22 protein-coding genes are annotated in these 25,166 nt (G+C 40.7%); 15 read left to right on the top strand and 7 right to left on the bottom strand.

The window, feature by feature from the left end; translation table 11 throughout:
- Nucleotides 1-39: 39 nt before the first annotated feature.
- On the bottom strand, nucleotides 40-1,878 hold the full coding sequence (gene typA, locus EMIN_RS02965; protein WP_012414743.1) for a translational GTPase TypA: 1,839 nt from the start codon (nucleotides 1,876-1,878) through the stop codon (nucleotides 40-42).
- Between the two features lie 311 nt (nucleotides 1,879-2,189).
- Here typA and EMIN_RS02970 point away from each other — a divergent pair, with 311 nt between their 5' ends.
- The 14 genes from EMIN_RS02970 to EMIN_RS03035 all read left to right on the top strand — a co-directional run bounded on the left by EMIN_RS02970 (nucleotide 2,190) and on the right by EMIN_RS03035 (nucleotide 16,458).
- The gene (locus tag EMIN_RS02970) at nucleotides 2,190-3,839 is read left to right on the top strand and encodes an ATP synthase subunit B family protein (RefSeq protein ID WP_012414744.1); all 1,650 of its coding nucleotides are present in this window, start codon (nucleotides 2,190-2,192) and stop codon (nucleotides 3,837-3,839) included.
- 37 nt (nucleotides 3,840-3,876) lie between these two features.
- The gene (locus tag EMIN_RS02975; RefSeq protein WP_012414745.1) at nucleotides 3,877-5,487 is read left to right on the top strand and encodes a type IV pilus biogenesis protein PilM; all 1,611 of its coding nucleotides are present in this window, start codon (nucleotides 3,877-3,879) and stop codon (nucleotides 5,485-5,487) included.
- Nucleotides 5,487-6,176 (top strand): type 4a pilus biogenesis protein PilO, encoded by a 690-nt coding sequence (gene pilO / locus EMIN_RS02980; RefSeq protein ID WP_012414746.1) that lies wholly within the window; start codon nucleotides 5,487-5,489, stop codon nucleotides 6,174-6,176. The genes EMIN_RS02975 and pilO overlap by 1 nt, the downstream gene beginning before the upstream one ends.
- Before the next feature lie 3 nt (nucleotides 6,177-6,179).
- On the top strand, nucleotides 6,180-7,007 hold the full coding sequence (locus tag EMIN_RS02985; protein WP_012414747.1) for a hypothetical protein: 828 nt from the start codon (nucleotides 6,180-6,182) through the stop codon (nucleotides 7,005-7,007).
- A 10-nt stretch (nucleotides 7,008-7,017) separates the two neighbouring features.
- Nucleotides 7,018-8,601 carry a secretin N-terminal domain-containing protein gene (locus EMIN_RS02990; RefSeq protein ID WP_012414748.1) on the top strand — a complete coding sequence of 528 codons (1,584 nt, stop codon included), beginning with the start codon at nucleotides 7,018-7,020 and terminating at the stop codon, nucleotides 8,599-8,601.
- A 115-nt stretch (nucleotides 8,602-8,716) separates the two neighbouring features.
- On the top strand, nucleotides 8,717-10,447 hold the full coding sequence (locus EMIN_RS02995; RefSeq protein WP_012414749.1) for a GspE/PulE family protein: 1,731 nt from the start codon (nucleotides 8,717-8,719) through the stop codon (nucleotides 10,445-10,447).
- Between the two features lie 45 nt (nucleotides 10,448-10,492).
- Entirely contained in the window at nucleotides 10,493-11,731 is a 1,239-nt protein-coding gene (locus tag EMIN_RS03000; RefSeq protein ID WP_012414750.1) for a type II secretion system F family protein, read from the top strand.
- Between the two features lie 36 nt (nucleotides 11,732-11,767).
- Nucleotides 11,768-12,265: a prepilin-type N-terminal cleavage/methylation domain-containing protein gene (locus EMIN_RS08160; protein ID WP_012414751.1), complete on the top strand. Its 498-nt coding sequence runs from the start codon at nucleotides 11,768-11,770 to the stop codon at nucleotides 12,263-12,265.
- A gap of 11 nt (nucleotides 12,266-12,276) precedes the next feature.
- Nucleotides 12,277-12,798 carry a type IV pilin protein gene (locus tag EMIN_RS03010; RefSeq protein ID WP_012414752.1) on the top strand — a complete coding sequence of 174 codons (522 nt, stop codon included), beginning with the start codon at nucleotides 12,277-12,279 and terminating at the stop codon, nucleotides 12,796-12,798.
- Entirely contained in the window at nucleotides 12,795-13,295 is a 501-nt protein-coding gene (locus EMIN_RS08165) for a prepilin-type N-terminal cleavage/methylation domain-containing protein (RefSeq protein ID WP_012414753.1), read from the top strand. The genes EMIN_RS03010 and EMIN_RS08165 overlap by 4 nt, the downstream gene beginning before the upstream one ends.
- The gene (locus tag EMIN_RS03020) at nucleotides 13,292-13,816 is read left to right on the top strand and encodes a hypothetical protein (protein WP_012414754.1); all 525 of its coding nucleotides are present in this window, start codon (nucleotides 13,292-13,294) and stop codon (nucleotides 13,814-13,816) included. The genes EMIN_RS08165 and EMIN_RS03020 overlap by 4 nt, the downstream gene beginning before the upstream one ends.
- Nucleotides 13,813-14,418: a type IV pilus modification PilV family protein gene (locus EMIN_RS03025; protein WP_012414755.1), complete on the top strand. Its 606-nt coding sequence runs from the start codon at nucleotides 13,813-13,815 to the stop codon at nucleotides 14,416-14,418. Before EMIN_RS03020 ends, EMIN_RS03025 begins: the two co-directional genes overlap by 4 nt.
- Before the next feature lie 11 nt (nucleotides 14,419-14,429).
- Nucleotides 14,430-14,786, top strand: a complete 357-nt coding sequence (locus EMIN_RS03030) for a hypothetical protein (protein ID WP_012414756.1) — start codon at nucleotides 14,430-14,432, stop codon at nucleotides 14,784-14,786.
- Between the two features lie 157 nt (nucleotides 14,787-14,943).
- Nucleotides 14,944-16,458 (top strand): gluzincin family metallopeptidase, encoded by a 1,515-nt coding sequence (locus EMIN_RS03035; RefSeq protein ID WP_012414757.1) that lies wholly within the window; start codon nucleotides 14,944-14,946, stop codon nucleotides 16,456-16,458.
- A 100-nt stretch (nucleotides 16,459-16,558) separates the two neighbouring features.
- Here EMIN_RS03035 and lptB read toward each other — a convergent pair whose 3' ends face one another.
- Genes lptB through kdsA form a run of 6 tightly spaced genes read right to left on the bottom strand, consistent with a single transcriptional unit; the run spans nucleotide 16,559 to nucleotide 20,604 of the window.
- Nucleotides 16,559-17,278 carry an LPS export ABC transporter ATP-binding protein gene (lptB, locus tag EMIN_RS03040; protein ID WP_012414758.1) on the bottom strand — a complete coding sequence of 240 codons (720 nt, stop codon included), beginning with the start codon at nucleotides 17,276-17,278 and terminating at the stop codon, nucleotides 16,559-16,561.
- A gap of 54 nt (nucleotides 17,279-17,332) precedes the next feature.
- Nucleotides 17,333-18,103: an LptA/OstA family protein gene (locus EMIN_RS03045; protein ID WP_012414759.1), complete on the bottom strand. Its 771-nt coding sequence runs from the start codon at nucleotides 18,101-18,103 to the stop codon at nucleotides 17,333-17,335.
- Entirely contained in the window at nucleotides 18,096-18,608 is a 513-nt protein-coding gene (lptC, locus tag EMIN_RS03050) for an LPS export ABC transporter periplasmic protein LptC (protein ID WP_012414760.1), read from the bottom strand. The genes EMIN_RS03045 and lptC overlap by 8 nt, the downstream gene beginning before the upstream one ends.
- 7 nt (nucleotides 18,609-18,615) lie before the next feature.
- Nucleotides 18,616-19,605 carry a KpsF/GutQ family sugar-phosphate isomerase gene (locus tag EMIN_RS03055; protein WP_012414761.1) on the bottom strand — a complete coding sequence of 330 codons (990 nt, stop codon included), beginning with the start codon at nucleotides 19,603-19,605 and terminating at the stop codon, nucleotides 18,616-18,618.
- 1 nt (nucleotide 19,606) lies between these two features.
- Nucleotides 19,607-19,780, bottom strand: coding sequence for a hypothetical protein (locus EMIN_RS08855; protein WP_012414762.1), 174 nt, complete (start codon nucleotides 19,778-19,780; stop codon nucleotides 19,607-19,609).
- Nucleotides 19,777-20,604, bottom strand: coding sequence for a 3-deoxy-8-phosphooctulonate synthase (gene kdsA, locus EMIN_RS03060; protein WP_012414763.1), 828 nt, complete (start codon nucleotides 20,602-20,604; stop codon nucleotides 19,777-19,779). Before kdsA ends, EMIN_RS08855 begins: the two co-directional genes overlap by 4 nt.
- Nucleotides 20,605-21,021: 417 nt before the next feature.
- Between kdsA and EMIN_RS03065 the strand changes: the two genes are divergently transcribed.
- Nucleotides 21,022-25,083 (top strand): OmpA family protein, encoded by a 4,062-nt coding sequence (locus tag EMIN_RS03065; protein ID WP_012414764.1) that lies wholly within the window; start codon nucleotides 21,022-21,024, stop codon nucleotides 25,081-25,083.
- Nucleotides 25,084-25,166 lie beyond the last annotated feature (83 nt).

Genomic DNA, 25,166 nt, shown 5'->3' on the forward strand with positions numbered 1-25,166 from the left:
CCCGCCCCGTTTTATTTTACAAACCAATTTTTGTGTTAATTATGCTTCAACTTCAACAGTATCGGTTTTTTCAAAACGTTTGCGTTCATTAAAATCCAATATCTTTTTGCGCATGCGTATGGCAACGGGCGTAATTTCAACAAGTTCGTCGGGCGCTATGTATTCGATAGCTTGCTCAAGCGTAAACTCGCGTTTGGGACTTAAAGTGTAAGCTTCATCTGTCGCTTTGCTTCTCATGTTACTCAATTTCTTGGCTTTGTTGGGGTTTACAACCAAGTCGTTTTCTCTCGAATTTTGGCCCACAATCATTCCGGCGTAAACTTTTTCACCGGGGCCTACAAAGAATTGTCCGCCGTCTGATAAAGCGAAAATGGCGTAGACTGTTGTTTCACCCGGCTCTTTTGCGATAAATACGCCGTTTCTTCTAAGAGGGGAAAGGTTTTGCTTAGGGTAATAACCGTGAAAGCTGTGGTGCATAATACCTTTGCCTCTTGTAGAGGTTAAAAATTCATTTTTAAAACCCAGTAAAGCGCGCGACGCTACGGAGTACTCAAGTCTTAATCTATTTTCACCTTCTGAAACCATGTTTTCAAGCTTTGCTCCGCGCGTGCCTAACATTTCAAACACAACGCCTTGGAATTCGGATGGAATGTCAAGGATTAAGTATTCAAAAGGTTCGGTTACCACGCCGTTTTCTTCTTTATAAATAACCTGCGGTGAAGATACCGCAAGCTCAAAACCTTCGCGTCTCATAGTTTCAATTAATATAGTTAAGTGCAATTCGCCGCGGCCCGAAACTTTAAATTTCCCTTCGCCTTCCATTTGCTCAACAATTAAACCCACGTTGGTGTGGGCTTCTTTTTCAAGTCTGGCTTTAATGTGGCGGCTTGTTAAAAATTTACCCTCTCTGCCCGCGAAAGGCGAGTCATTAACAAAAAATTCCATTGATATGGTAGGTTCGTCAAAAGATAAGGCCGGCATAGGAAGCGGCGCCTCAGGCTGGCAGACCGTGTCTCCCACATTAACGCCTTCAAGCCCGGCTATTGAAACAATGTCGCCCGCTTCGGCCGATTGTACTTCCTGCCTTATTAATCCTAAAAATCTTTCAATTTTAAGAGCTTTAACATTTTTTGTCTCGCCGTTAGGTTTAACTAAAATAACCGTTTGCCCTTTGGATATATTGCCGCTGTAAATCCTGCCCGTGCCTATGCTTCCTAAGAAATTACTGTAGTCAAGCATGGTAATTTGCATTTGTAAAGGCTTGTCCAAATGGGCGATAGGCGGGGGAACCTGTTTTAAAATTGATTCAAATAAAGGCGTGATATCAGTGCCTCTTATTGCTGCGTTTTCACTTGCCCAGCCTTCTTTACCGCTTGCGTAAAGAATAGGAAAGTCAAGCTGTTCGTCCGTAGCGCCGAGTTCTATGAAAAGGTTAAAAACATCGTCAACTACTCTGTGGGGGTCAGCGTTTAACCTGTCCATTTTATTAATAACGACAATCGGTCTTATTCCTAAAGATAAAGCCTTTCTCAAAACGAACCTTGTTTGCGGCATGGGGCCGTCAACAGCGTCAACCATTAATATCGCGCCGTCAACCATTTTAAGAACGCGCTCAACTTCGCTGCCGAAGTCCGCGTGTCCCGGGGTGTCAACAATATTTATAATATGGTTTTTGTACGGCACGGAAGTGCATTTCGCTAAAATTGTGATGCCTCTTTCACGTTCGAGAGGATTAGAGTCCAAAACCGTGTCTTGGGCGGCGTCTTCTTTTATATTAAATTCTCCTGTAATTTTAAGCATGGAGTCAACAATTGTGGTTTTGCCATGATCTACGTGAGCGATAATGGCTATGTTTCTTACGTCTTCGCGATGGTTCATATATACCTTTGATTTGCGGGCTATTAAAACGCCCCGGATTAACAGTGTTACAGCAGATTGTCGGAAACTGAGTAAGTTTTGAAAAGTGTAATTACGTTTAGCGTTTTTTACAGCATTTTTATAACCGCTCAGTTTTTTCCAACTGGACAAAAGTCTGAAAAACTGATTAATTATATTTTATAATATATTTATTATTTCGTAAAAGTATTTTTTGATATTTACAAATATTAATAAATTGATATAATCAAAAGGTCAAAATTTTTGTATCATATTTAGTGAATTTATCTTTCTTGTAAAAAAAGGAGCTTAGCATGCTTAAAAAGAAATTAGTTCTTTTGATGGCGATTTTTGTTTTTATTCTTGCAGGTTGTACTATGCAAAACACGTCGTCCGCAAAACAACTTGAACAGGGTAAAAAATATTATGAAGAAGGAAACTACGACGCAGCCAGAGATAACTTTATAGACGTGATGATGCACGGTACCCCGCAGGAATACGCCGAAGCAAACATGTATGTTAACAAAATACATAACCAGCTTGGTAATGTTGAGCCTCCTAAATTTATACCCGATACTGACGCTGAAAAGGCTAAAGCGGCGCAAACAGTTACGGACGCAAAAACCCAGGCGGAAGCTGAAGCCCAGGCTATAATTGATAAAGCTAACGCGGAAGCTGAAGCAATAAGAACAGCCGCCGCAGGAACAACCCAAGCAAAAGAAGAGGTTGCCGCCGCTAAAGAAGAGGCCGCGCCAACGGGCGTGGTTGTTGAAGAAGCTAAACCCTATGATCCTTTTGAATATTACGCCAGGCTTGACCCTAACAGCTATGAAGCCCAGGCAAAAAGAGAACAAGTCGCTGCTAATACTTTAATTAACTTAAGGCAACAAGCAGTTGACTCATTATCCGCCAGAAAAGGCGTTAAAATTTATTTCAGAAATAACGATATCGACGCTATTGATATAGAATCTGCGGCAATTTTTGACAAAAGCGGGCAGTATTCTGATAACGGCTTAAAAATTCTTGAAGACTTGTATACTTTAATGGTTTTAAGCCCTACGCCGTCATTTGTTATCTTGCCTCCGGGTTCTTATACGGATGATGTTAACTTATCCGGTGTTAAACAAGCTGTGGCTTTAAGCTCTTACCTTATATATAAAGGCATTTCTCCCGCGAAGTTAAGCTACAACATGGGCTTATATAATGAAGAGCCCCCGGCAAAGTTCAGCAATTTGGACGGCTTGTCAATTGTTTTTGATTTTGACGCATTGCCTGTGTTGCAAATGCCCGAATCGGGCGAAAAACTGCCTATTATGAGTTTGGCAATGGCTCCTATAAGCCAGCAGCTTAACCGTGGCGGGGAAGACGGCGTTTTCCTTGACTACTCCGTTATAGAAACAAAAAATCCCATAACAAGATGGACAATGCAAATCGTACAGCATAACACGGACGGTAAATATTATATTATCAGACAGGTTGAAGGTTCTGGTCCTGTTTATTACCAAACATTTTGGAACGCAAGGAAAAACTTTTTCGGCGAACCTCTGCCCGCGGGCAAATACACCGCTGTTTTAACCGCGGTTGACAGCAAAAACCAAACAAAAATTTTAAAAAGAAGAATAACTGTTCTTCCCAGCGTTGAAGAGCTTAAAAAAGCTAAAGCAACCGCCGCTAAAAAAGCCGCTGCATCTGTAAATTATAAAGCTAAATATTTATGGACAAGGCCCGGCAGAACGGATGTTAATATCGACCCTTCTACTATAGAAGAAATGCCGTCTGCGGCGGAAAACAATTTCCCCAGCGAAGAGCCTTATTACGAAGGTGACATGTCTCAGTATGACAGCTCCGTCCCCGCTACAGGAGGCGCTTCTGCGGTTCCTCAGCCGGGTTCCGTACAATCAGGTACGGGCTATTATCCGGAAGATAATTATGATTACGGAGATTACGGCGACTACGGGCAGTAATTGAGAAGTTTAATTTAACAACGTTAAGGGTTAACTAATGAATAGGTTTGTTACAAAAATATTGGGCGTTGAAAAAGAGATAGAAGAAGATTGTTTGGGTTTATATATAAGCCCGACAGATATTTTCATAGCCCAGACAACAAGGAAAAATAACAACACGGTTATAGAAGGTCTTATAAGGGTGGCGGTACCTCCTTTTGATAAGAGTATTCTTAAACCGCTTGATTTAAATGAAAACTTTTTCACTAATTCCGAAATATGGCTTACGCCTTTAAAAAATATAATGGAAAAAAAGAAGTGGAAAACAAAAAGAGTTGTTGTTTCTTTATCTTCAAGTTTTTCCATTTTGAGGCATTTTGTAATGCCGGATATAGAAAGGAAATATTGGAAACAATCTATTCCTTTGCAGGCAAGAAAGTATATACATTATCCTTTTGAAAAAGGTTCTTACTCCTATTATGTATATAATGTAGAGACAGCCATTACCAAACAAAAAAAACTTGGCGTTGTTTTTGCTATGACAGGCAAAAAAATAGTTGATTCCATAAAAGACGGTTTAAAAAATATAGGCTATGAAGCTATAGCCATAGAACTTTCCGCTTTTTCAGTTGAAAGGGCTTACCACGCTATGGATAAAGAAGCCGTTGAGGGCAAAGGCAGGATTTATTCTTTCTTTGGCGTTGATACTGCCGAACTCCTGTTTGTAAATGGTAATGTTCCGTTACTTTTAAGGGGATTGGATATTTCAGGTCCTTTGCCTATTGAAAGAAGAAGGCTTGAAATAAGTAACTATACTGATTTTATTTCCAAGCAGCTTGAGAGAGACCCTTTTGAGGAAGCCGTAATCATGGGGCATAATACCTATGAGTGGACGCATGTTTTAGAAGCTGATGCCAGAAAACCGGTACGCTTTTGGAATATGAAAGAAGGTTTGGGAATTGAACCTAAAACAATAGGCGAAGTTTCCGCTATAGGCGCATGTTCTAAGTTTATTGATGATACCTTGCCAGATGTCGACGTAAGTGGTAAAAAACGTATTAACAAACAGGAAGTATCGGCAGTACTTACAATGTGGAAAATAGCCATTTTTGCGGTTATTTGCTTTATAGGTTTAAATATATGGGGTAAATATCAGGTAATACAGGTAAACGAAGCCTTAAAAAAGGCGCAGCAAAGCGCCATCCATAACGTCGATTTTGCCGGTATGGATGCGGGCAGCATTTTATCTTTATCTGAAAGTATGGAAAGAAAAATAACGGAATATAACAAGGTTCTTAATTCTTTCACCTTTACTCCTGTTTTTGAAGCTCTTGCGAAAATTACGCCTCCCGAAATATGGATATCAAAATTTACATATAGGGAACCATACAGCATTAAAGACGGAGCACAACCGCCAAATATAGAGATGGAAGGTTATATCTCTTCGCCCCAGGGGGAATGGAAATATGACATTGATCTTGGCAATAAGTTTAAGGATTTGATTGCTTCAGCGCCTGCTTTTGCCCCAATGTGTAAGGCCGGGCCGGGGAATAAAGGGGTGGAAATATCATTTCCCGTGGAGACGAACGTTTCCGGCGGCGGCGGAATTGAAAGTAAAGGTACCAGATTTATTTTAAGATGCCAAAATCAAGCGGGGGCAAGAAGATAATGGATTTGAAGAATTTATTTCCCAAAAAGCCTAAAGCTAAGGTAACCCAAGCCGGAAATCCCGGGCTTGAACTTACTCCTGTAACGTTAAAACCTAAAAAAGAAAATCCATTAGTGGTTTCTTTAAAAGAAGGTTTTAAAAATATAAACGTTGTGGCCGCGGAAGGCAACTATAAAGTTTTTGCTAAGCCGGTATTGTTTGGCGTTATAGTTTGTTTCGCGCTTTATTATTATAACGGCGGAAATGCCGCTATAATAAACCAGAAAAATGCTCTAATATCATCTTTAAGAACACAGAAAGAAAAAATGGTAAGTTACGAACAAAATAAAGAGAAGATATTGGAAGTTGAAGGGTTTTTCCCAGATATTGCGGGTAAAAACGAATGGCTTATTACTGAAATTATTGACGTTTTCGACAGAAATAATATGAGGCAGACTTTTACCGGCCCCCAACAGGAAGAAGCGGGTGATATTTTAACTGCCGCCGCGATGGGTGTTTCTTTAAAAGGGTCTTATTACAATATAGGCAAACTGGTTTCAGATATTGAAAACAGAAAAAATTTAATGAAAGTGCAGGAACTTAATCTTATCAAAGATGATAAAGATTTGGGTCTTAACAACGTTACTATGAAAATCGGCACTATATTTCCCAAAGAAAGGATTGCCGCTAAAAAAGGCGAGGGGAAATAATATATGAATAAGAAAATAATAGGTATATTAGCTTTTATAATCGTCGCTGCCGGCGCATGGTACGGGTATGATAAATGGTCCGAAGGCCAAAAGCAGCAAAAGCGGCGTGCCGTAGCCGAGGCTAAGCAAAATGAGCTTGACGCTATGCCTACATCGAGTGAGACATCTCTTTCCTCAATGAATTTAGGCGCTTTTGCCCCCAAAATTGAAGAGCCCGCCGCTATGCCCAGCGATGATCCCGCCGCAGCTATTTCACAAGATTTTGAAACGCAAAGGGAAACCATGGATCCTACAGGAGCGCCTCAGCTTCCGCCGCCTCCCGGTATTATTCCGGATACGCTGGTTGCTCCCTCCCAAATAGCTAAAAACGCTTCGGTTTCGGCAGCGATTGCGGCAAATAATATTAAAGATGAAGAACCCGCAAAGGTAGCTGATATTTTGTTGGGTAAAAAAAGTATGCAATATACCGCCATGTACAATCAGGACCCGACCCTTTCAAAATATGACAGGGATATCGCGGAAGCTAACAGACTTGCCAGAATCAGAACTGAAGAGAATGCCAGAAAAGCCAGGCTTGAGGCCGAACGTCAGGCAAGACTTAGAAGAGAGGCGGAAGAAAGAGCCAGGCAGGAATTGTTAAAAGATCCCAGCAGGGCTATAAGAAATAAAATAAAAATACAGGGCCTTGTAGGACAGGAAGTTTTTATTAATAATAAAATATACACGGTAGGTTCGACTATATTGGGCGCCAAAATCGTCTATATAGGAGAAGACAGCGTAAGATTTAGTTATAAAGGACAGACTTTTACTAAAAAAGTTGACGTTAAATAGGAGGAAGTGAATGAAAAGGAGTTTAATTGCTGTTTGGGCTTTTGCAGCGGCGCTTTGTTTGACAAGCGCAAGTATAGCATGGGCTCAAAATGTTAATTTGGAGTTACCTAAGGATGAACCCGCCCCTAAATCCGGCGGTTTCGCCGCCGCTAATGCGGAGTCATCTCTGTATAAAGATACAGAGGCCAACTCACCGTTAGACAGAAAAGTTTCTATCAGAGTGGCAAGCGTTCCGATAGCTACGTTTCTTAACAGTATTTCAGCGCAGGCTAAAATAAACTTTATTATGAGTGAGGAATTTGCCAATAAAAAAGTTACAGCTTCACTTAATAATATTACAGTGAGAGAGGCGCTTGACACATTACTTCGCGTGCAGGGACTTACTTACCAGCGTATAGGTAAAAGCGACAGCTATGTCGTTACCAAACGTTCAAGTGATTCACCTAACACAATTACAAAAGTTTATACATTAAACTATATTTCACTTCAAGGCAGCAACAGCACCGGCAATACAAACTCGCCACAATCAACTTTTGCCTCCAGCCTTAACGTCAACCCCAATGAACAAAGAAGCGACATGGAAAACCTTGCCGAAATGGTTACAGACAGCGCGAGAAAAGGCGCCACCGGCAGCGATTTCTTAACAATCATTCAAAGTGTAATGTCCTCACAGGGTAAAATAGCTATTGACCCGAGAACAAATAAACTTATTGTTACCGATATTCCTGAAATTTTTCCGCAGTTGGAAAACATTTTAGCTGAACTTGATATCAAACCTCCGCAGGTTTTGATTGAAGCGCAAATTATTGAAGTAAACAAATCAAGCGGTTTGGAAATAGGTTTAAGCTACGGCGGTACGGACGGCACAATATTTAAATTTACAGGTCCCGCAAGAGGCGTTGATATTGATTATGTTAAAGGTAACGGCGTAAGCGGCTGGGGTTATATTTTCCCTCCCGCAGGTACGGGTACGGGCGGTAGCTCCGGCGGCGACAGCGGTGGTGGAAGCACTGACGGCAGCGGCGGCAACAGCAACTCCCCTAAAGACGCTTTCTTAGATTTTTCTTCATTTTCAATCGTGCTTAAATCACTTTTGACAAGAGGCGAAGCAAAGTACCTTGGTAAGCCTAAAGTTGTTACAATAAACAACCAACCCGCGGTTATCGAATCAACAAGAGACGCGGCTGTGGGTTTCGCAAGTAATTTGTCAGGCAACACAGGCAGCACAAACGTTGTAAGCCAGACAGCTGAAAGAAAAACTGTGGGTTTAACCCTTAAAGTTACGCCCCAGGTTAACAAAGAGGGGTATATTACCCTTCTTATCGAACCTTCTTATTCTTCAGTCGCAAACTCTGCCGTAAGTGATGGTACGAAAGATACGCTTAACAGAAGCGCAAGCACTCTTGTACGCGTTAAAAACGGACAGACAGTTGTATTGGGCGGCTTATTGTCTTCAAGAGAAATCTTAGAAGACAGGAAAGTTCCTTTACTTGGTGATATTCCTTTAATAGGTTGGTTATTTACACAAAGATCAACAACTAAAGAAACAACCGATATGGTTATTTTTGTAACGCCTACAATCTTGGCGGACTAAAATTTAAGAGGGGCGCGTTAACCCGCGCCCCTTTAAATGTAAAAAAGTTCTTTTTTGATTGTCTTACGGGGCAAATTAAAAATAATTTTTTAAATATTATTCGGGGCGGTATAACATGAGCAGAAAACTAGATGATATTTTAATCGATTCCGGCATTATAAACGCTGAGCAGCTTAAAAAGGCCACATTGTACGCCAACCAAAACAATGTTTCTTTGGGCGACGCTACTATTAAACTCGGCTTCGCTACGGAAGAGCAAATAACAATTGCGCTCTCAAAACACTTTTCCGTTCCTTACGCTTCCAAAGAAAATAACATTTTAATACCTGAAAAGGAACAAAACCTGCAAGATGTTGTAAATGAAAAATTTGCCAGGGAAAACATGGTTCTTCCTTTATTTTTGGAAGAAGGCGTTTTGGCTATAGCAATGTATGACCCTTCAAACGTTTTTTTAGTTGATAACGTAAAAATGATGACCGGCTATGATATCCAACCGTTTATCGCCAGTAAATCCCAAATTTTAACCGCTATTGACGTTTTTTACGGTGGTAAAGACTTAATTGAAGAAGTTGTTGTAGGCAACGCCGCCGTTAAAGAGGAAGAAGGGGACGACATTGAAGTTATTTCCGTAGAAGGAAAGCTTGACTTAGATACTTTAAAAGGCAGCGGATCGCACTACATTAAACTTGTTAACGCTATTTTAAAGCAAGCTATTTCGGAAAGAACTTCCGATATTCACTTGGAAATGTTTGACGAAATGGTCAGCTTGCGTTTCAGAATCGACGGCGCGCTTTATGAAAGAACCCCGCCTCCTAAGGAAAGCGTTGCGGCTATTATTTCCCGTATTAAAATTTTATCTAAGTTAGACATTGCCGAAAAGCGTTTACCGCAAGACGGCAGCTTCGCCATAAAGTACCAGAACAGAACCATTGAAGTCCGTGTTTCGGTTTGTCCCACGGTGTTTGGCGAAAAGCTGGTTCTTCGTATTTTGGATAAAGGTACCAGCGTTCTTACTATTGAAAGGCTTGGCTTTGAGCCCAGACAAAGGGAAGACTTTTTATCTGCGGCTAACTTACCGCACGGGTTGATATTTCTTACAGGGCCTACAGGTTCGGGTAAATCAACCACGCTTAACGCCGTTTTATCAACAATTAAAACCACTGAACTTAACTTTATGACGCTGGAAGATCCTGTAGAATATAAACTTCAGGGTATAAGCCAGGTGCAGGTTAAACCACAAATCGGTTTAACTTTTGCCGCGGGCCTGCGTTCTTTTCTCCGCCAAGATCCTGACGTTATCTTGGTAGGTGAAGTCCGCGATAATGAAACGGCCGAATCATGTTTAAAAGCCGCTCTTACAGGCCACTTAGTGCTTTCAACGCTGCACACTAACGAAGCTTTGGGTGCGATTCCGCGTCTTATTGATATGGGTATGGAGGCGTTCTTGCTTTCCAGCTCTTTAGCTTTAGTGGCGGCGCAGCGTCTTATCAGAAAGCTTTGTCCGCATTGCAGGCGTCCTTTTACGCCTTCACCTGAGCTTGTTGAACAGGCTTTAAGGGAATCAAAGCTTCCTCCCGGGGATAAAGACACGTGGACTTTTTACCAAAAGGTAGGCTGTCCCAAATGCAGCGAAACCGGGTATTTAGGCCGTATGGCTATTTATGAAGTTTTTAAAATCAATGAGGAAATGAGAAATATTATTTATAAAACGCAGGACCTTATTGACCTTAACCGGGCTGCTGAAAGGTCCGGCGCGTGGAACCTTCGCGCGAGCGGTTGGAGAAAGGCCGTTAAAGGGTTAACAACACATGAGGAAATTTTATCCGTCACCACGTTGGAAGAATAGATTTGTTACGCAATAACAAAAAAATAAAATATTAAGGCAGGGTTTATGGCTAAATATTCATATGTAGTTAAAGATCATACAGGCAAATCTTTTAAAGGCAGCCTTCAGGCTGACTCAAGGGATAAAGCCGTAGGTATATTACAGGAGCACGGGTATATTATTCTTGAAGTTAAAGAAGCGGGCGGAAAAGGGGCTCTCTTCGGTGGAACAAAACCCCAAAAAGGCAAAGGAACTAACAGTAAGGTTAAATCGCACATTTTGGCCTTTTTCGCTGAACAACTTTCAACTCTTATTTCCGGCGGCGTACCATTGGTAAGAGCTATTACGCTTTTGGGTGAACACGCTTCAGACCCTAACTTGGGTTACGTTTTACAGCAAATAGCTAAAGATATTGCCTCAGGCTCTTCTTTTTATACCGCTTTGGAAAAACACCCCAAAACGTTTGACCATATTTGGCTTTCCCTGGTGCAGGCGGGTGAAGTAGGCGGACAGCTTGCCGGCACATTGATGCAGATTGCGGTTTATATTAAAACGCAGGACGCTGTCAGAAGTAAAATTATTACGGCTGTTTCCTACCCGGCGATTTTGTTTATCATGTCGGTAGGCGTATTAATTTACTTTATCGTTTTTATCGTCCCTACGTTTGCCACTATTTTTGCAGAGTCAAACATGGAACTTCCCGCCATTACTCAGGCGGTACTTTTAATTTCACATTTAATTACACACAGATTACCTTGGATTATAGGCACATTGGTTGTGGCTATCGTAGCGTTTAACGTTTACATACGCGGTGACGCGGGTAAAAAGAACTGGCACTCATTTCTTCTTAATATACCTTTATTAGGCGCATTTTTAAAGAACATGTATTATGAGCGTATGCTTTCCACTCTTTCCACGCTTTTAAAAAGCGGTGTTACAATTCTTAACTCCATTACGGTTCTTGAAAACGCTTTTGCCGGCAACATCATAATAAGAAACGCTTTAAGAGAGGCCAAAAAAGACGTTTCCGAAGGCAAGTCTATTTCGGATTCTTTTAAAGACACAGGTGTTTTCCCTGGTATGATGACCGAGATGATGAGAATGGGTGAGGAATCCGGACGTTTACCTAATATTATTGACACTTTGGCCAAGTTTTATAATGACCACGTTAACCAGTTTATAGCCCGTTTTTCGGCGGTTATTGACCCTATACTTATTATCGGCGTAGGCGTTATTATAGGTATAGTTGTTATGTCAATTTTCATGCCTATATTTAAAATGTCTCAAATGGGCAGCAACATGTAACAAAAGGGAATTTTTTCCCTTTTAAGGAGTTTTATTATGATTAAGAAAAACGGGTTTACATTAGTTGAGCTCTTGGTTGTTGTCGTTATAGTTACGCTTGCGGTTGTCATAGCGGTGCCTTCTTTTAGGAACGCGCAGGAAAATACCCGCAACCAGCGGGCCCAGGCGGTTTTAATTGAAATAGCTTCCGCCGTGCAGACTTTCAGAATGTATGACAGCAATAATATAAGCGGGCAGGTAACCAGAGATACTTTGGCTGCCGCTTGTATCGCAGGTTCTGTGGGATGCCTTGCTAAACATAATCTTTTAAAAGACATAGCGTGGGATGATGCTACGGGAAAAACTTACCAGGGGTATAGTTTTTTCGTTTGCCCTAAAACAGGTTCAGGCGTCCAATGCTGTGATAATAACAATAAATTGGCTTGCATGAAAAGCGGCAAAACATCCGGGCGTTATAAGTCAACAAAAAGCGCTTGGGTTGATAAATTTAGCGTCTATGATAATAACTATGATTTAACTGAAGAGGTTAATTAAGGGGGGAAAATATGGGTAAAATTACTAATATACTTAATAAAAAAATAACGCCTCTTAACGGTAGTTCCGGTTTTACGATGATGGAGCTTTTGGTTATTTTTATTCTTGTGGCTGTTTTAGCGCAGATAGCGATAGTAGCTTACAGGCGTTCCGTGGAAGACGCTAAACTGGACCGCGCTAAAGCTATTTTTGAAGAAGTTATGCTTGGGCACCAAAAGTTTATGATTGATAATCCTTCGGCTAGGCTAAACTCCGGCCCTCTTAACCTTGTTACAAAGGGCAGTTGTGATCTGGGTAACAGATATACGGGTTTCGGCGGCACAATATTTTCCCCTAACGTGCTTATTAACTGCGGTTATGTTCAGGCAAGAAATTGGGCCGAGGCTGACTTTATTTTTAATATTTGCGGAGTATCAAGTTTTAATAACTGCGCTACCGGTATAGGCGGAACTATGGTGGGTAAAGAAAGCGCCGGCAGATATAAAGATAAAGTTTTTCTTTATTATACTTCTCAAGGGGTGGTGGCTAAATGATGAAAACAAATAAAAAAGGGTTTACGTTGGTTGAACTTTTGGTTGTTATTTTAATTATAGGCATTTTAGCTTCCTTGGCCGTTGTTTCCTACCGCGACAGCTTAAAAGACAGCAGGCTTAATGAAGCAAAAATAGCCCTTGGCAAAATAGGGCAGGCTAATTATAATTTTATTAAAGATTATCCCGTTATAGCCAGGAACATTCCCATAGGCGGGCATGTAACGAACGCGGTCACAAATTCAGGGGATGCGCTTTGTGAAGTAAACCTTGGCAATACAAGCGTGCTTACAAGGTGCGGTTATATAAATAAAGACAATTGGGACAGGCTTGCATATAATATTTATGTTTGCAATCTGGCTACAGGCGCAGGCGGCGGCTGCTGTAATGTGAACAGGCTGGCTACCATGAAACAAAAAGGGGTTACAAATACTTATTGCGCCTGGCTTAACGCTTCAACTTTAGAAATTGAAGAAGAAAATAAGGATAAATTACAATGAAATTACTAAATAAAAAAGGTTTAACAATTGCAGAAGCCGTTATATCAATGGTTCTTTTGGCTACCGTTACAATGGGTATTTACGGGGTTATTATGGTTTCTTTACGTTCGGCCAAGAACCCGGATATGCGCGAAGAAATGATGTACGCGCTTGAAAGAGCATCCGCAAAGATGAAAACTTTAGTTGAGGCGGATTTATGCGCTGCCGACGGGTTTTCCTGCACTCTTAACAGCACTACAAATGAATATGACTGCAAATGCGTAAAATATGTCAGTCAGGAAACAGACCCGGCAAAAAAACCTATGAGAAGGGATATTTGCGACAATATAATATTGGACGATACTTACAGCCCCTTTTTGACAGGCAGAAAGCACAGCGTTTCATGTTTGCTTCCGGAAATGTGTGATAGTTTTAACTCAAGTTTTTATTATGAGGTAAGCAATATAGGTTTACCGTCAGACCCGGCTAAGCAGCAATACCAGATATACTTTACCCTTATCTGTAACGGACAAGTATTATGATTAATAAAAATAAAAAAGGTTTTACTCTTATTGAGATTTTGGTAGCTTTGTTTTTAACCGGTCTTGTAATGGCAGGGCTTGTAGGGTTGTGGGTTGCGACATCTAATTTCGCTTCGTCAAGTCGTGAGGAGCTTTTGTATAAAAATGCTTTTTCAATAGCTTCTAAAAGAATACAAAAAGATATAAGCGAATCTACTGACGTCGGTTTTAATAGTTTTACCTGTAATTCGGAAGCTCACAAACAGGTTTTTATGCAGGTATATAAAAATTTTATACCGGGCGCGAACGCGCGTTGTGTTAAAACGGATATTCCCGCAAGCATTGTTATTTTTTGTTACAACACAAAAAACCAGACTATATACAGAAGAGAAAATGCAATATCTTGCAGCGGCGGCGCGGTAAGCATGGTTTGTGACTGCGACGATTTAAGCAGCTATGACGACTTTTTGGTCCGTAACGTAACTTCAATACCCGTGGCTTCGCAGTCAACAACTATAAACGGTGTTAATTTAAGATTTACAAGCGAGGTAAAAGTTGGTAAAAACAGACGTCCGATAAGTCTTGTTTTCGATAAATCTTTTGCCTATCTTAAATCATGGTAGGGGGGATAGCTATGTTTAATAAAAAAGGTTCGGCTTTAATGCAGGTTTTGCTTGTTACGGTAATTATAGCAACGATTGCCACCATGATTTTGCGTATGAGTTTGGCAAGGACAACAACTGCCGCGCGCGTAGCCAGGTCAATTACGGCTAAATCAGTTTTAGACGCGTGTAACGCAGAAATACAGGCCAAGCTTGTAAGGGGCGAAAACGTTTCTGTAGGTTTTGAATGCAACGTAGGCGCGGAAAGGAACTCCGCAGGTGTGGTTACTGTTAACGGTATACGTGTGACCGTAACGCAGGTTACCACTGCAGACGGAGTTACCAGGTTTGTTTATACAATAAGAGATGAAGACTTAATTAAATTATAATACCTGCGTTTTAATTTTAAAACCCCGCTTTACGGCGGGTTTTTTTATGAATACCTTGCAGAACATCCCTACCATAAAGAGGGAGTGTTTCATTTATTCTGGTAAAATATGTAAAAAATATGTACCCTATAATAAAAATAATAGCGGACGGCTGACTATGTATAAGAAAATGTTTTGCGTTTTCCTTTTTTTTGCGGCGGTATTATTATCATTCGCGCAAAATAATGCCCAAAAGGAAATAACTAAGGAGCAAATAGACTCCGCCCTTGCGATCACTTTAGGCGAACAGCAGTATGAAGATATTTCCTCCATGGTAAAACCTGCTTTGCCGGGTTATCAGGCCGAAACTGCCCCCAAGCCGCGTCCGCAGGTAAGCGCGCCTTCTCCCGCAGCCGGTTATAAACCGGTTACAAGTTCGCAAAGGCCTAAAGTTACCTCAGTCCAGCCAGCGAAAACGGAGCAAACGCAGGCGGATTTAAATGTGTATGACCAACCGCACTCCGCACAATCTTATAAAGAAGACTCAACATTCTCTTTAATTAACTCAAACGGCAATATTACTAAAGATGTTGTTTCAATAAATACAAAGCCTGCGCCTTCAAAGCCGCTTCAAACGGCAAGCGCTACTGCGCTTAAACCTAAACCTGCGCAGCCGCCCGCGCAGCCTCGTAAAAAAGATTATTCAAAACCATCTCCTAAGGATTGGTCGGCTTCCGCCTCAACAAATTTTAATATTTTTTTAAATAAAACAAGTTTCGGAATGTATACGCCAAATATAGCGATGACTTTAGAAGGCGCCCACTCAACACTTAAAATGAATCTTCCTCAAAAAATGCCTCCTAAGACCAATGTTTATATTTACAAAAACCAGGCGGATTACTTAAAAGGCGAGTTTAAACCTTTCGAGTGGTCCGAAGCTGTATTTTTACCTTCGGAAGCGACTATAGTGCTTTATAACACTTTGGGCGACCGGAATGAACTTAAAAGAAAGTTTATGCATGAATTTACGCACATGATCAACGACGCTTATTTTAACCCTACCGGCAAAGGACCTTTAACTCCTTTATGGTTAGATGAGGGCATGGCTGTTAATATGGAGGATATAAGCTCCAACACGGCCGGTGGAGAATGGGCCAATGATTTATTGGTTTTGGATATTTATCCTTCGGCGCCCGCTTATGGGCAAAGCGCTTTAAGACCCGCTTCAGACCCAAGGCTTGAAGCGGCCAGAAGTGCTACCGGCAGAAAGTATTTTGCTCCTTTCGGCGTTTTTATGCTTGAAGATTCTTTAGACGTTTATACAAAAGCTGGCAGAACCCAGGACTGGTATTTGCAGGCTTACGCCATGGTACGTTTTTTGTGGAAGCCTTATAATTCAGCCACGCCTGAGAACCAGATCAAATTCCGCCAGTTTCTTTCTTTAATGGCCGAGGGGGAGCTTGCGCGCGACAATAAAACCAATATGCCTATTAAGGACGCGCAAGGTAAAAACATATATAGAAAATATAATACTCAAGAAGCGCTTTACAAAGCTTACGGTTTTCGCAATTCCGATGATTTCGAAAAAGCTTTTTGGAATTGGTATAACAGTTTGAAAAAGAGGGGAAAATCATCTTCTTCCTACTCAAGTTCTTTGGGGCAAAACGGATATAATACACAAATAAAAATTTAACAAAATAGTTTTCTGCCGTAAACAAATTTGCAGAAATGTTAAAGGATTAAAAAATCCCCTGTGTTTATACAGGGGATTTTAATTTTATTGTTAGTAAAAACTACATTTTAAAATCTTCGCCCAGATAAAGCTTGCGCGCGTTGGAGTCATTAAGCAGTGTATCTTGATCGCCTTCCACAAGTATTTGTCCGTCGTAAATAAGGTAAGCTCTCTCGGTTAGAGGCAAAGTTTCGCGTACGTTATGGTCTGTAATAAGAACGCCTATTCCTTTATCTTTAAGTTTAAAAATCATTTGCCTTAAATCTGAAACGGTAATCGGGTCGATGCCAACAAACGGTTCGTCAAGTAAAATAATTTTAGGGTCGCTTATCATACATCTTGCTATTTCCATACGTCTTTTTTCACCGCCGGATAATGTCCATGCCTTTTGTTTTGTGAGTTTTGTAAGCCCAAATTCCTCAAGCAGGCCGGCTACGCGTTCTTTTCTTTTATTAACGTCCGGTTCAATTCGTTCAAGCACCGCAAGAAGGTTTTCCTCAACGGTTAAACCTTTAAATATTGTAGGCTCCTGCGCTAAATAGCCAAGCCCGTGCCTGGCGCGTTCAAACATAGGAAGCTGGGTAACGTCCGTATCGTCTATAAACACTTGCCCGGCGGTAGGTTCTATAAAACCCACAAGCATATAAAAACTTGTTGTTTTGCCGGCGCCGTTGGGACCTAAAAGACCAACAATTTCACCTGATTTAACATTTATATCAACGCCTTTAACAACGCGTCTTTGTTTATAAACTTTTTCTATGGCTTTAGAACGTAATTGCATTTTTTATTCCATGTTTTAAATTTTTTTATTAAATTAACCAATATATTATATAAATTAATTTGAAGGGGCAACCCAGCCGCTTACCCGCCCCCGCGCGTGGACTTTTTTTGTAAGTGTGTTTATTTTTATAAAATCACTTTGAAGCGCGCCCGTTATGTCCTCGTTTGCGGCAAGAATTAAAGGATAGTTCCTTTCAATAGTAATTTCATTTTTAGAGCCTTCATAAGAAACTTTGCCCGCGTATAAAGTATATTCCGTATTATCAAACTCAACAGAACCTTCAAAAACGGCGTTTCTGTTAGCTCTGTCTATAAAAGCGCTGTCGGCATATCCTAAAATAAAACTTGCAGGGGTTGTATATTTGATTTTTACGTCTTCTTTTAAGTTAATGGTGCTTTTTATTCCGTCAATATGAGCGTAGTTTGACAATATGTCTAATTTATATTCTTCGGGCATTTGGTAAATAATATTAACCGGGTTTTGCACTTTAGAGGCGGAACCTTTTCTGTTTTTTGTGTTAAATAAAATTTTATCGGAAAAAAGTTCTATAGTTTCACCGGTTTTAAGTCTGTTAAAAAGGTAAGCGTTACCTATGATAGAAACTGTATTATTTTTGCGGTTTGATATAACTTTGTCCGCATTAAGTTTATACATGCCGCTGTCAAAACGCACGTTGCCTGTAAATATTTCCTGCTGTAAATCTCTTTTTATTACCCATGAATCGCTTTTTAACATCCCTCCCAAAAGTTCGGCGGGTATTTCCTGCGCGTTAAGAGCGCAGGAGAACAAAAGAACGCAAAAAAATATTTTTAAAATTTTATTCATGTTCAGGTAATGTCGTTGTTTGGTTTTTAATTTCTATCTCGGAAAAATCGCCGTTTGCCCTTAACCCTTGGCCTGTTACCGTAACGCCGTTTCTTTTTATTTCAACTTTTCGTTCAGTCCAAATTTTACGCTCGTTTATATCATAGTTAAGAAGCGTTGTTCTTAACTCCGCGTTTTGCGATATAGACTTTCCGAAAACATTTCCTTTTAAAACAATTAATCCTTGTTCCATGGAAATGGTGCCCTCGTCGCCTTTAATAATGCTTAAAGTATCGTCCCCTTCTTTAAACGATAATTGCGGGTTAATAAGAACGGCATTTTCGGAATTTTCGTGAAATTTTGCCTGAGTTGTGCTGAGTATCCAGTTTTGTTTAGCCTGTTGTGATTCGTATATCACGGCGTTTTCAACCGTCTGCACGCCGAGTTCGTCGTCAGTTTCCGACTGGGAATTATTTCCGCAGCCCAAAGCAAAACATAATAAAACCGAAAGAATTAATTTTTTCATTTAACCTTTAATTTTTGTCTATTAACGCTATAAAATCTATTAAGTCGCTTTTATCTAATATGCCCACTACTTTACCTTTTTTGTCAATTACGGGAACGTTGTCAATTCTGCGTTCGCTTATTATTTTAGCGGCTTCAACAGCGGGTGTATCTTGCAAAACGGCAGTAGGTTTTTTTGTCATTATAGCGGATACTTTTTTATCTAAAATATTGTGGTCAGCCTGAAGCGCGCGGCGAAGGTCCCCGTCGGTAAAAAAGCCTAAAAGCTTTCCGTTTTTATCAACCACGCTTGTCGCGCCCGCTTTAGTTTTTGTCATAACAAACAAAGCGTCTTTTACAAGTTTATCGCCCGTTACAACAGGGTTCATATTACCGGTGCTCATTAAGTCGGAAACATTGTTTGTTAAAAGCTTGCCCAATGATCCGCCGGGGTGAAAAACCGCAAAATCTTTTTTCTCAAAATGTTTAAGACGCATTAAGCAAATGGCCAAGGCGTCGCCCAAAGCAAGCATTACGGTTGTTGAGGATGTAGGCGCTAAATTATAAGGGCAGGCTTCTTTAGAAACATGCATTTTTATATGAACGTCCGATAATTTTGCCAATTTGGAATTTTCATTACCGGTCATGGAAATTACGGGCAGTTTTCTTTTTGAAATTAAAGGAATTAGTTTGCTTATTTCTTCTGTATTGCCTGAAAAGGACAACGCCAAAATAGCGTCTGATGTTTGTATCATACCTAAATCGCCGTGCAACGCTTCAACAGGGTGCATAAATAAAGCTGGCGTTCCCGTTGAGGCTAAAGTAGCCGCTATTTTGCGGCCTATAATTCCGCTTTTTCCTATGCCCAAAACCACAACTCTGCCTGAAATAGAATTTATTATATTAACAGATTTTATAAAATTGCCGTCTATGCTTTTGTGTGATTTGGCAAGCTCGTTGTTTTCAACCTCTAAAACTTCTTTTGCTGTTTTTTTAATTTCATCAGAATTATTTTTCATATTATTTCCATTGTTTTACTTGCGAGGGGATTTCTCTTTCATCATAAGGATACGGCATTTTTTTTGCCGCCGTATTTAACAAAAAAACAAATGCGGTTACCGCAATAAAAATTATAAGCAGTACCGTAAGATGCCGCTTATAATTAAAAATGTTTTTTACTTTTTCTTCACTCATTTAAACTTTTTTACCAGTTTATCAATTTGTGTTGTTTGGCTTATCATTTTTTTAAGCTCTTCATAACGAAGTGAGTTCGGCCCGTCGGAAAGGGCGCATTCCGGATTTGGGTGCGCTTCAAAAAATATGCCCGCTATTCCGATTGCTGTGGCCGCTTTGGCAAGTATCGGAGCGAATTTGGAGTCCCCGCCAGTGGCATTACCCAAACCGCCGGGTTTTTGCACGGAGTGTGTGGCGTCTAATATAACGGGGTAGCCAAAGGTTTTCATTATTGCTAAAGAGCGCATATCAACAACTAAATCGCCGTAACCGAAAGAGAAACCTCTTTCGGTAAGCATAATATTTTTGTTGCCTGTTGACTCAATTTTTTTAATAATATTTTCTACGCCGCCGGGAGCTAAAAACTGGCCTTTTTTTACGTTGATAACGCGGCCGGTTTCACCGCAGGCCAGAAGCAAGTCGGTCTGTCTGCATAAAAAAGCGGGTATTTGCAAAATGTCCGCCACTTCCGCAACCGTTTCGGCCTGCCAGGGTTCATGAACGTCAACAATTACGGGCACGTTTAAATCTTTTTTCACTTTTGCCAAAATTTCAAGCCCGTCGTTAATTCCGGGGCCTCTGAAAGCTTTTAAAGAAGTTCTGTTCGCTTTATCAAAGGAAGCTTTTAAAACATAGTTTTTGCTGTACGCATTAACTATTTTTTTAATGTCTTTTGCCGCTTGGGCGTAGTGTTTTTCGCTTTCTATAATACAGGTGCCGCCCATAAAAACAAGCGGGTGATTGTTTGAAATTTTAATGCCTTTTAAATTGATAACTTTATTCATAAATATATAATAGCAAATTTTATTTTTTATAGTAAATTAAGCGGATTTAAATATATTAAATGTAAATCTTATTAATTGCCTGGTTTTTTGAGTTAAAAGTTATAAAGAGGTTATAATCTTTTAAAAGTAAGGGTAGTTTATTTTATAAATTAGTATAATATTATGTATTTACCGTACGCGCATAATAATATTATTATAATAATGTTCACCCCTTGACAAAAAGGCACAATACAACTATACTTGTATTAGCGCTAAGGTTAGCGCTTAAGTTTAAGCTCCGTGTTTGAGCGAATCTTTACGTCTTAGAATTAAGACATTTAAGGTTCGGGTCATCAGGAGCCAGAATTTTTGTTATTGCTTAATTATTTGTTTAGCTTGTTGTTTGGATTTAAAGATATAGTTTAATAGGAGGCTATTATGGCCGAGAAAAAAGACAGCTTCACGTTTAGTGATAAGCTCAAGGACAGCAAACCTGCCCCTGCGCCTTTTTCTAAACGTTTTTCCGCCTCTAAATTAGGAACGGACGGAAAGCCTAGAAAAACTTTTTTTGAAAGGACCAAAAGAGACGCGCCCTTCTTTATAGCGGCGTTAATTGTTCTCTTACTTTTACCTTTCTTTGTAAAGTTTACTGGGCCCGGAGGTTCGGATATAAACGATACCCCCGTTATAAAGGATGCTATAGCTTGGGGTGACCCGGTTTATGACACCTGTTTTGACGAATTTGGTAATGAAATAGACAATTGTTTATTACCGCAGGCAGGCAGAAGTTCCTTTGATTTGATTCCCAGGGACGCAGCGTCTGAAACTGCGGACGCTTTTGACGTTGACTATACTCCCTATAAAGGTGATTCCACGGATTCCTACAGAGAATCAGGTTCAAGATATACCGAGCCTGTGGTTGCTGACGCGCGCAGAGCGATGTCCGGCGCGGTCAGAAGGACTCCTACCCAAATCGGTAATTTTAGGCCTGGCTCTGCAGTTACTGCCAGAGGCCGCGTTGGCACCGGTTGGAGCGGTATTTCCGCTCAGGCCGCTAAAACAGGCCCCGGAGAAGTTGCAAGGGCTGCCAAACCTATTTCACTCCAGCCGCTTACCGCGGCAAATAAACTTGGCCGTTCAATGACGGGTGAGGCTGCTTTGGCTGAAGCCGAAAGGTCATTAGGCGCCATGAATAAACGTGAAGCCATGCAGGCTTTAATGGACTCCCAGCTTGCTCCCACCGTTGTAGGCCGCGGCGGTTTAACCCCGGGCAGACAAGGCGCGGGCGTTGGTGGCGGCGGTATGCCCAGCAACAAATGGTCATACAAGGGTATGAAGCCCTGGTGGTGGGATTTGGAACAGAAAAAAGCTTGGGCCAAGTGGGAATACTGGTTTAAACTTTGGGCCGATCCTTTAAAAGCCATTGTTGACGCTTTCGTACCCAAGTTCGGCTGCTGTATCCTTACAGGCCAAGATGATTGCGAAGTTGATAAATTTTGGGGCACAAGAGCCGGTGATGGAACTGTAGGACAATGTAATGGTATTCCTAGTGACAAATGGGCGACATTATATGAGGAATGTTCAAAAAAATTAGGTACCCCCGACGCATGTAAAGATCCCTATCCCAGGAGATCTAAATTCCCTTCAAAAGCAAACTGTTGCAGGGATTCTTTGGGTGTTGTTAAGCAAGGTGAAACATGTAACTATCAAGAAGCCAAAGCTCCTACAAATGATTCTAACTTCTTACAAGTAAGATTTAGAGATTGTTTTGGCTGGCAATCTAAGGGGGCGGGCTTAACATTAAAATGTTCAGCTGAAGGTGTTGATGATCCTTCCAAAGATCCTGAAATCGCGACATATGCGCAGCCCAGCGGCAAAGCCGAAAAATGGAATATCTACCAATATGTTGTTGTACAAAATATAACTATTGACGGCAAACCGTTGTGCGGTTCATTAGGGGCGGAAGCTTCTTCTGCGCCTGATAAAGCTGGCCTTAATACTGACAGCAGTGGAGGAGAATACCTTGACCAAGGTAATGACGCGCAGACCTCTAATCAAAAAGCTACAGTGTCTGCTACCGAAAACATTGTAGCCGGGCCGCAGTATGTTAAAGTTTCGCAGGATAAAAACTTAAAGACTAAAATGACAAAAGAAGATGCCGCGAGATTGTCAGCACTTGCTCAAGGTTCGGGCCAGGCCGCAAGTAAAGAACATACTACAAGAGGAGTTGTTTTTGGCGAAGCCGGTAAGGATCTTACAAGCAATGACTGCGTAATATTTGTACGCGGCGGGCGCGATACCGTAAATGAGCATTGGATATTTAGGATTATGAAGGGTCAGCAGTCTAACCAGGGCAGAATATTTAGGGAAAATATGTTAAGGCAATACTTGCTTAACGATTTACTGCCCAGATTGTACGGCTGCAGCCCCGACGTTGAGTTTGATACAACTGGCTCGGATAATAAAGTTGAAGCTGCCGGTGATTTTGGAAGACAGCTTTCAACAAAAGAAGGTACTAAGAATAGAACTAACTTTGGTAAAGGTACTTGCCGTGACTACTTAGGAAATATATTTGTTAAACATATAGGCGCGCTTGCTATGGAGCAGCCTTTAGCGGTTAACAGAACTGATATTAACGCTGCTTCAGGCGATTCTGTTAAAAACTCTTATATTCCTGACTTGCCTTTAACTTTTGTGGATTTCCACCAAAGGTTTGTATTACAAGAAGGTAATGACTTTAGAAAAACTGTTCCTACTGTTACTAATATAACAAGAAAGAACGGTACAGCCATTACTTCGGAATGGTGTGAAATTAACAGAACCTTGGCTGCTTATAACGCCGCTGACTATTGTGAAGATGCTTCAAACAATCTTTACATGAAAGCTCCTGACGGTACCGCAGGTAATAAAGTGGAACCTAAAGAAAAATCCCAAGCTATAAGAGCAGCTTTAGCCGGTAAAACTATAGAAAAATGTATTACACATATATCTTTCTATCCGGAAAAATATCAGGACCTTAAATGGAAGTTTGAAAGGGAAAATTACCCTCGGTTAACGGAAGGTACTGATAATCCTGAAAACATTGGCAAATGTTGCTTAAAAGGTGAAGACTTAGTTGAGTTTAACATATACAACAAACAAGGCATGTTAGTTTTTGGCCCTAGAGTGCATAATAAAAAATCAGAATCCGAGTCCGAGCATATTAAGAAAATATGCGGCACTGATAACATAACTAACCTTTGCCCCGGCGGTGAGTTTGATTATACGTTGCACAACTATAATGACAGGGCAAAACCCTTAGGATTACCTTTGGTTCGTATAGTCAACTTTGCCTCGCGCACAGCACCTGAACCTTTTACATTTGAGATTACAGAGACAAAGAATACAAATAAAGGTTTTTGTTGTCTTGATTCAACAGATAATAAAGTTAAACTGCGTGTTGAAACTTCTACTGGCGAAGCAGTGATTGACAATTATGCAGTGTCCGAAGCTGAACTCTCTATAGCTTGTGGCGGACAACAGGTAGAAATATGCAACGCGTTGGATTACCAACTTTTTACAATAGACCAAGAAGGTAAACCGCAGGGTCCTTTAGGCAAATTTGTTAAATATAAGCTGGAAAGCTCTATGCCTAAATTTATTACAACATTCCCCGGTCCTTCTCCGAAAAAAGGAACCTGTTGTAAGGATTCAAAAACCGATGTTGTTCAACTTATGATTGAAAACGTTTCCTATACGTTGAACAGCGATAAAGGTTATAGTGCACAGGATGTGGCAAATTTATGCCAAGGTCAAGAGAATACAACTTGCCCGTTCCAGGCTATTGAAGTTGACACTGTTCTTAATACCGGGTTTACATTAAACAAATGGGAATTTAACAGGGGTCAAGGTTTAGTAACAAACTTTACTAAAGCACTTGTCCTTGCTGAATACCAAGCACAGACCGCAGGTAAGAACTTTGTTACCAGCCTTACTATAGAGGGACATACTGACTGGGCCGGTACTTATAAGTATAATATAGGTAAATTATCTGAAAACAGAGTTCAGGCTGTTAAGGATTTAATGAACCAAACTATTGCGGATAATTTTGTTAGAGATAATCCGCCTAACAGCTCTATAACTGTTGAAGAGTGGAATAAAGTTGTTGATATCGCTAATAATTATATTAGAGGTATAATCCTGTCCGCAACGGCAGTGCCTGTTGGTCCTGTTTATTGCCAGCAAGGCCTACCGCGTACTGTACAATTATCTGACTTTGTACAGCAAGGAGACGGCAGGTTGAGATTATCCTCTTCAAAGGTAACAGATGCTCTTAGAGGTTCTGAAGATACTCGTTGTGAAGGCGATCATGCCTCTATGTCGGAATGTCAAAATTGTAAACAGTCCGTTATTTTAATTAACGGTAAATTCGGGCAGAAATTACAACTTGATTTATCACCCCTTGTTTCTGCTTTAGATATAAGAACTACTGGGATTAGACAAGTAACAAGAACCAAATAGTCAGTAGAAAAGCATTAAAAATTACCCCCGGGCTTAAACCCGGGGGTTTTTTTTGGGACACCGCCCCCGGCCCCTTGTCCCAA

The organism is Elusimicrobium minutum Pei191 (genome assembly GCF_000020145.1).
Lineage (GTDB): Bacteria > Elusimicrobiota > Elusimicrobia > Elusimicrobiales > Elusimicrobiaceae > Elusimicrobium > Elusimicrobium minutum.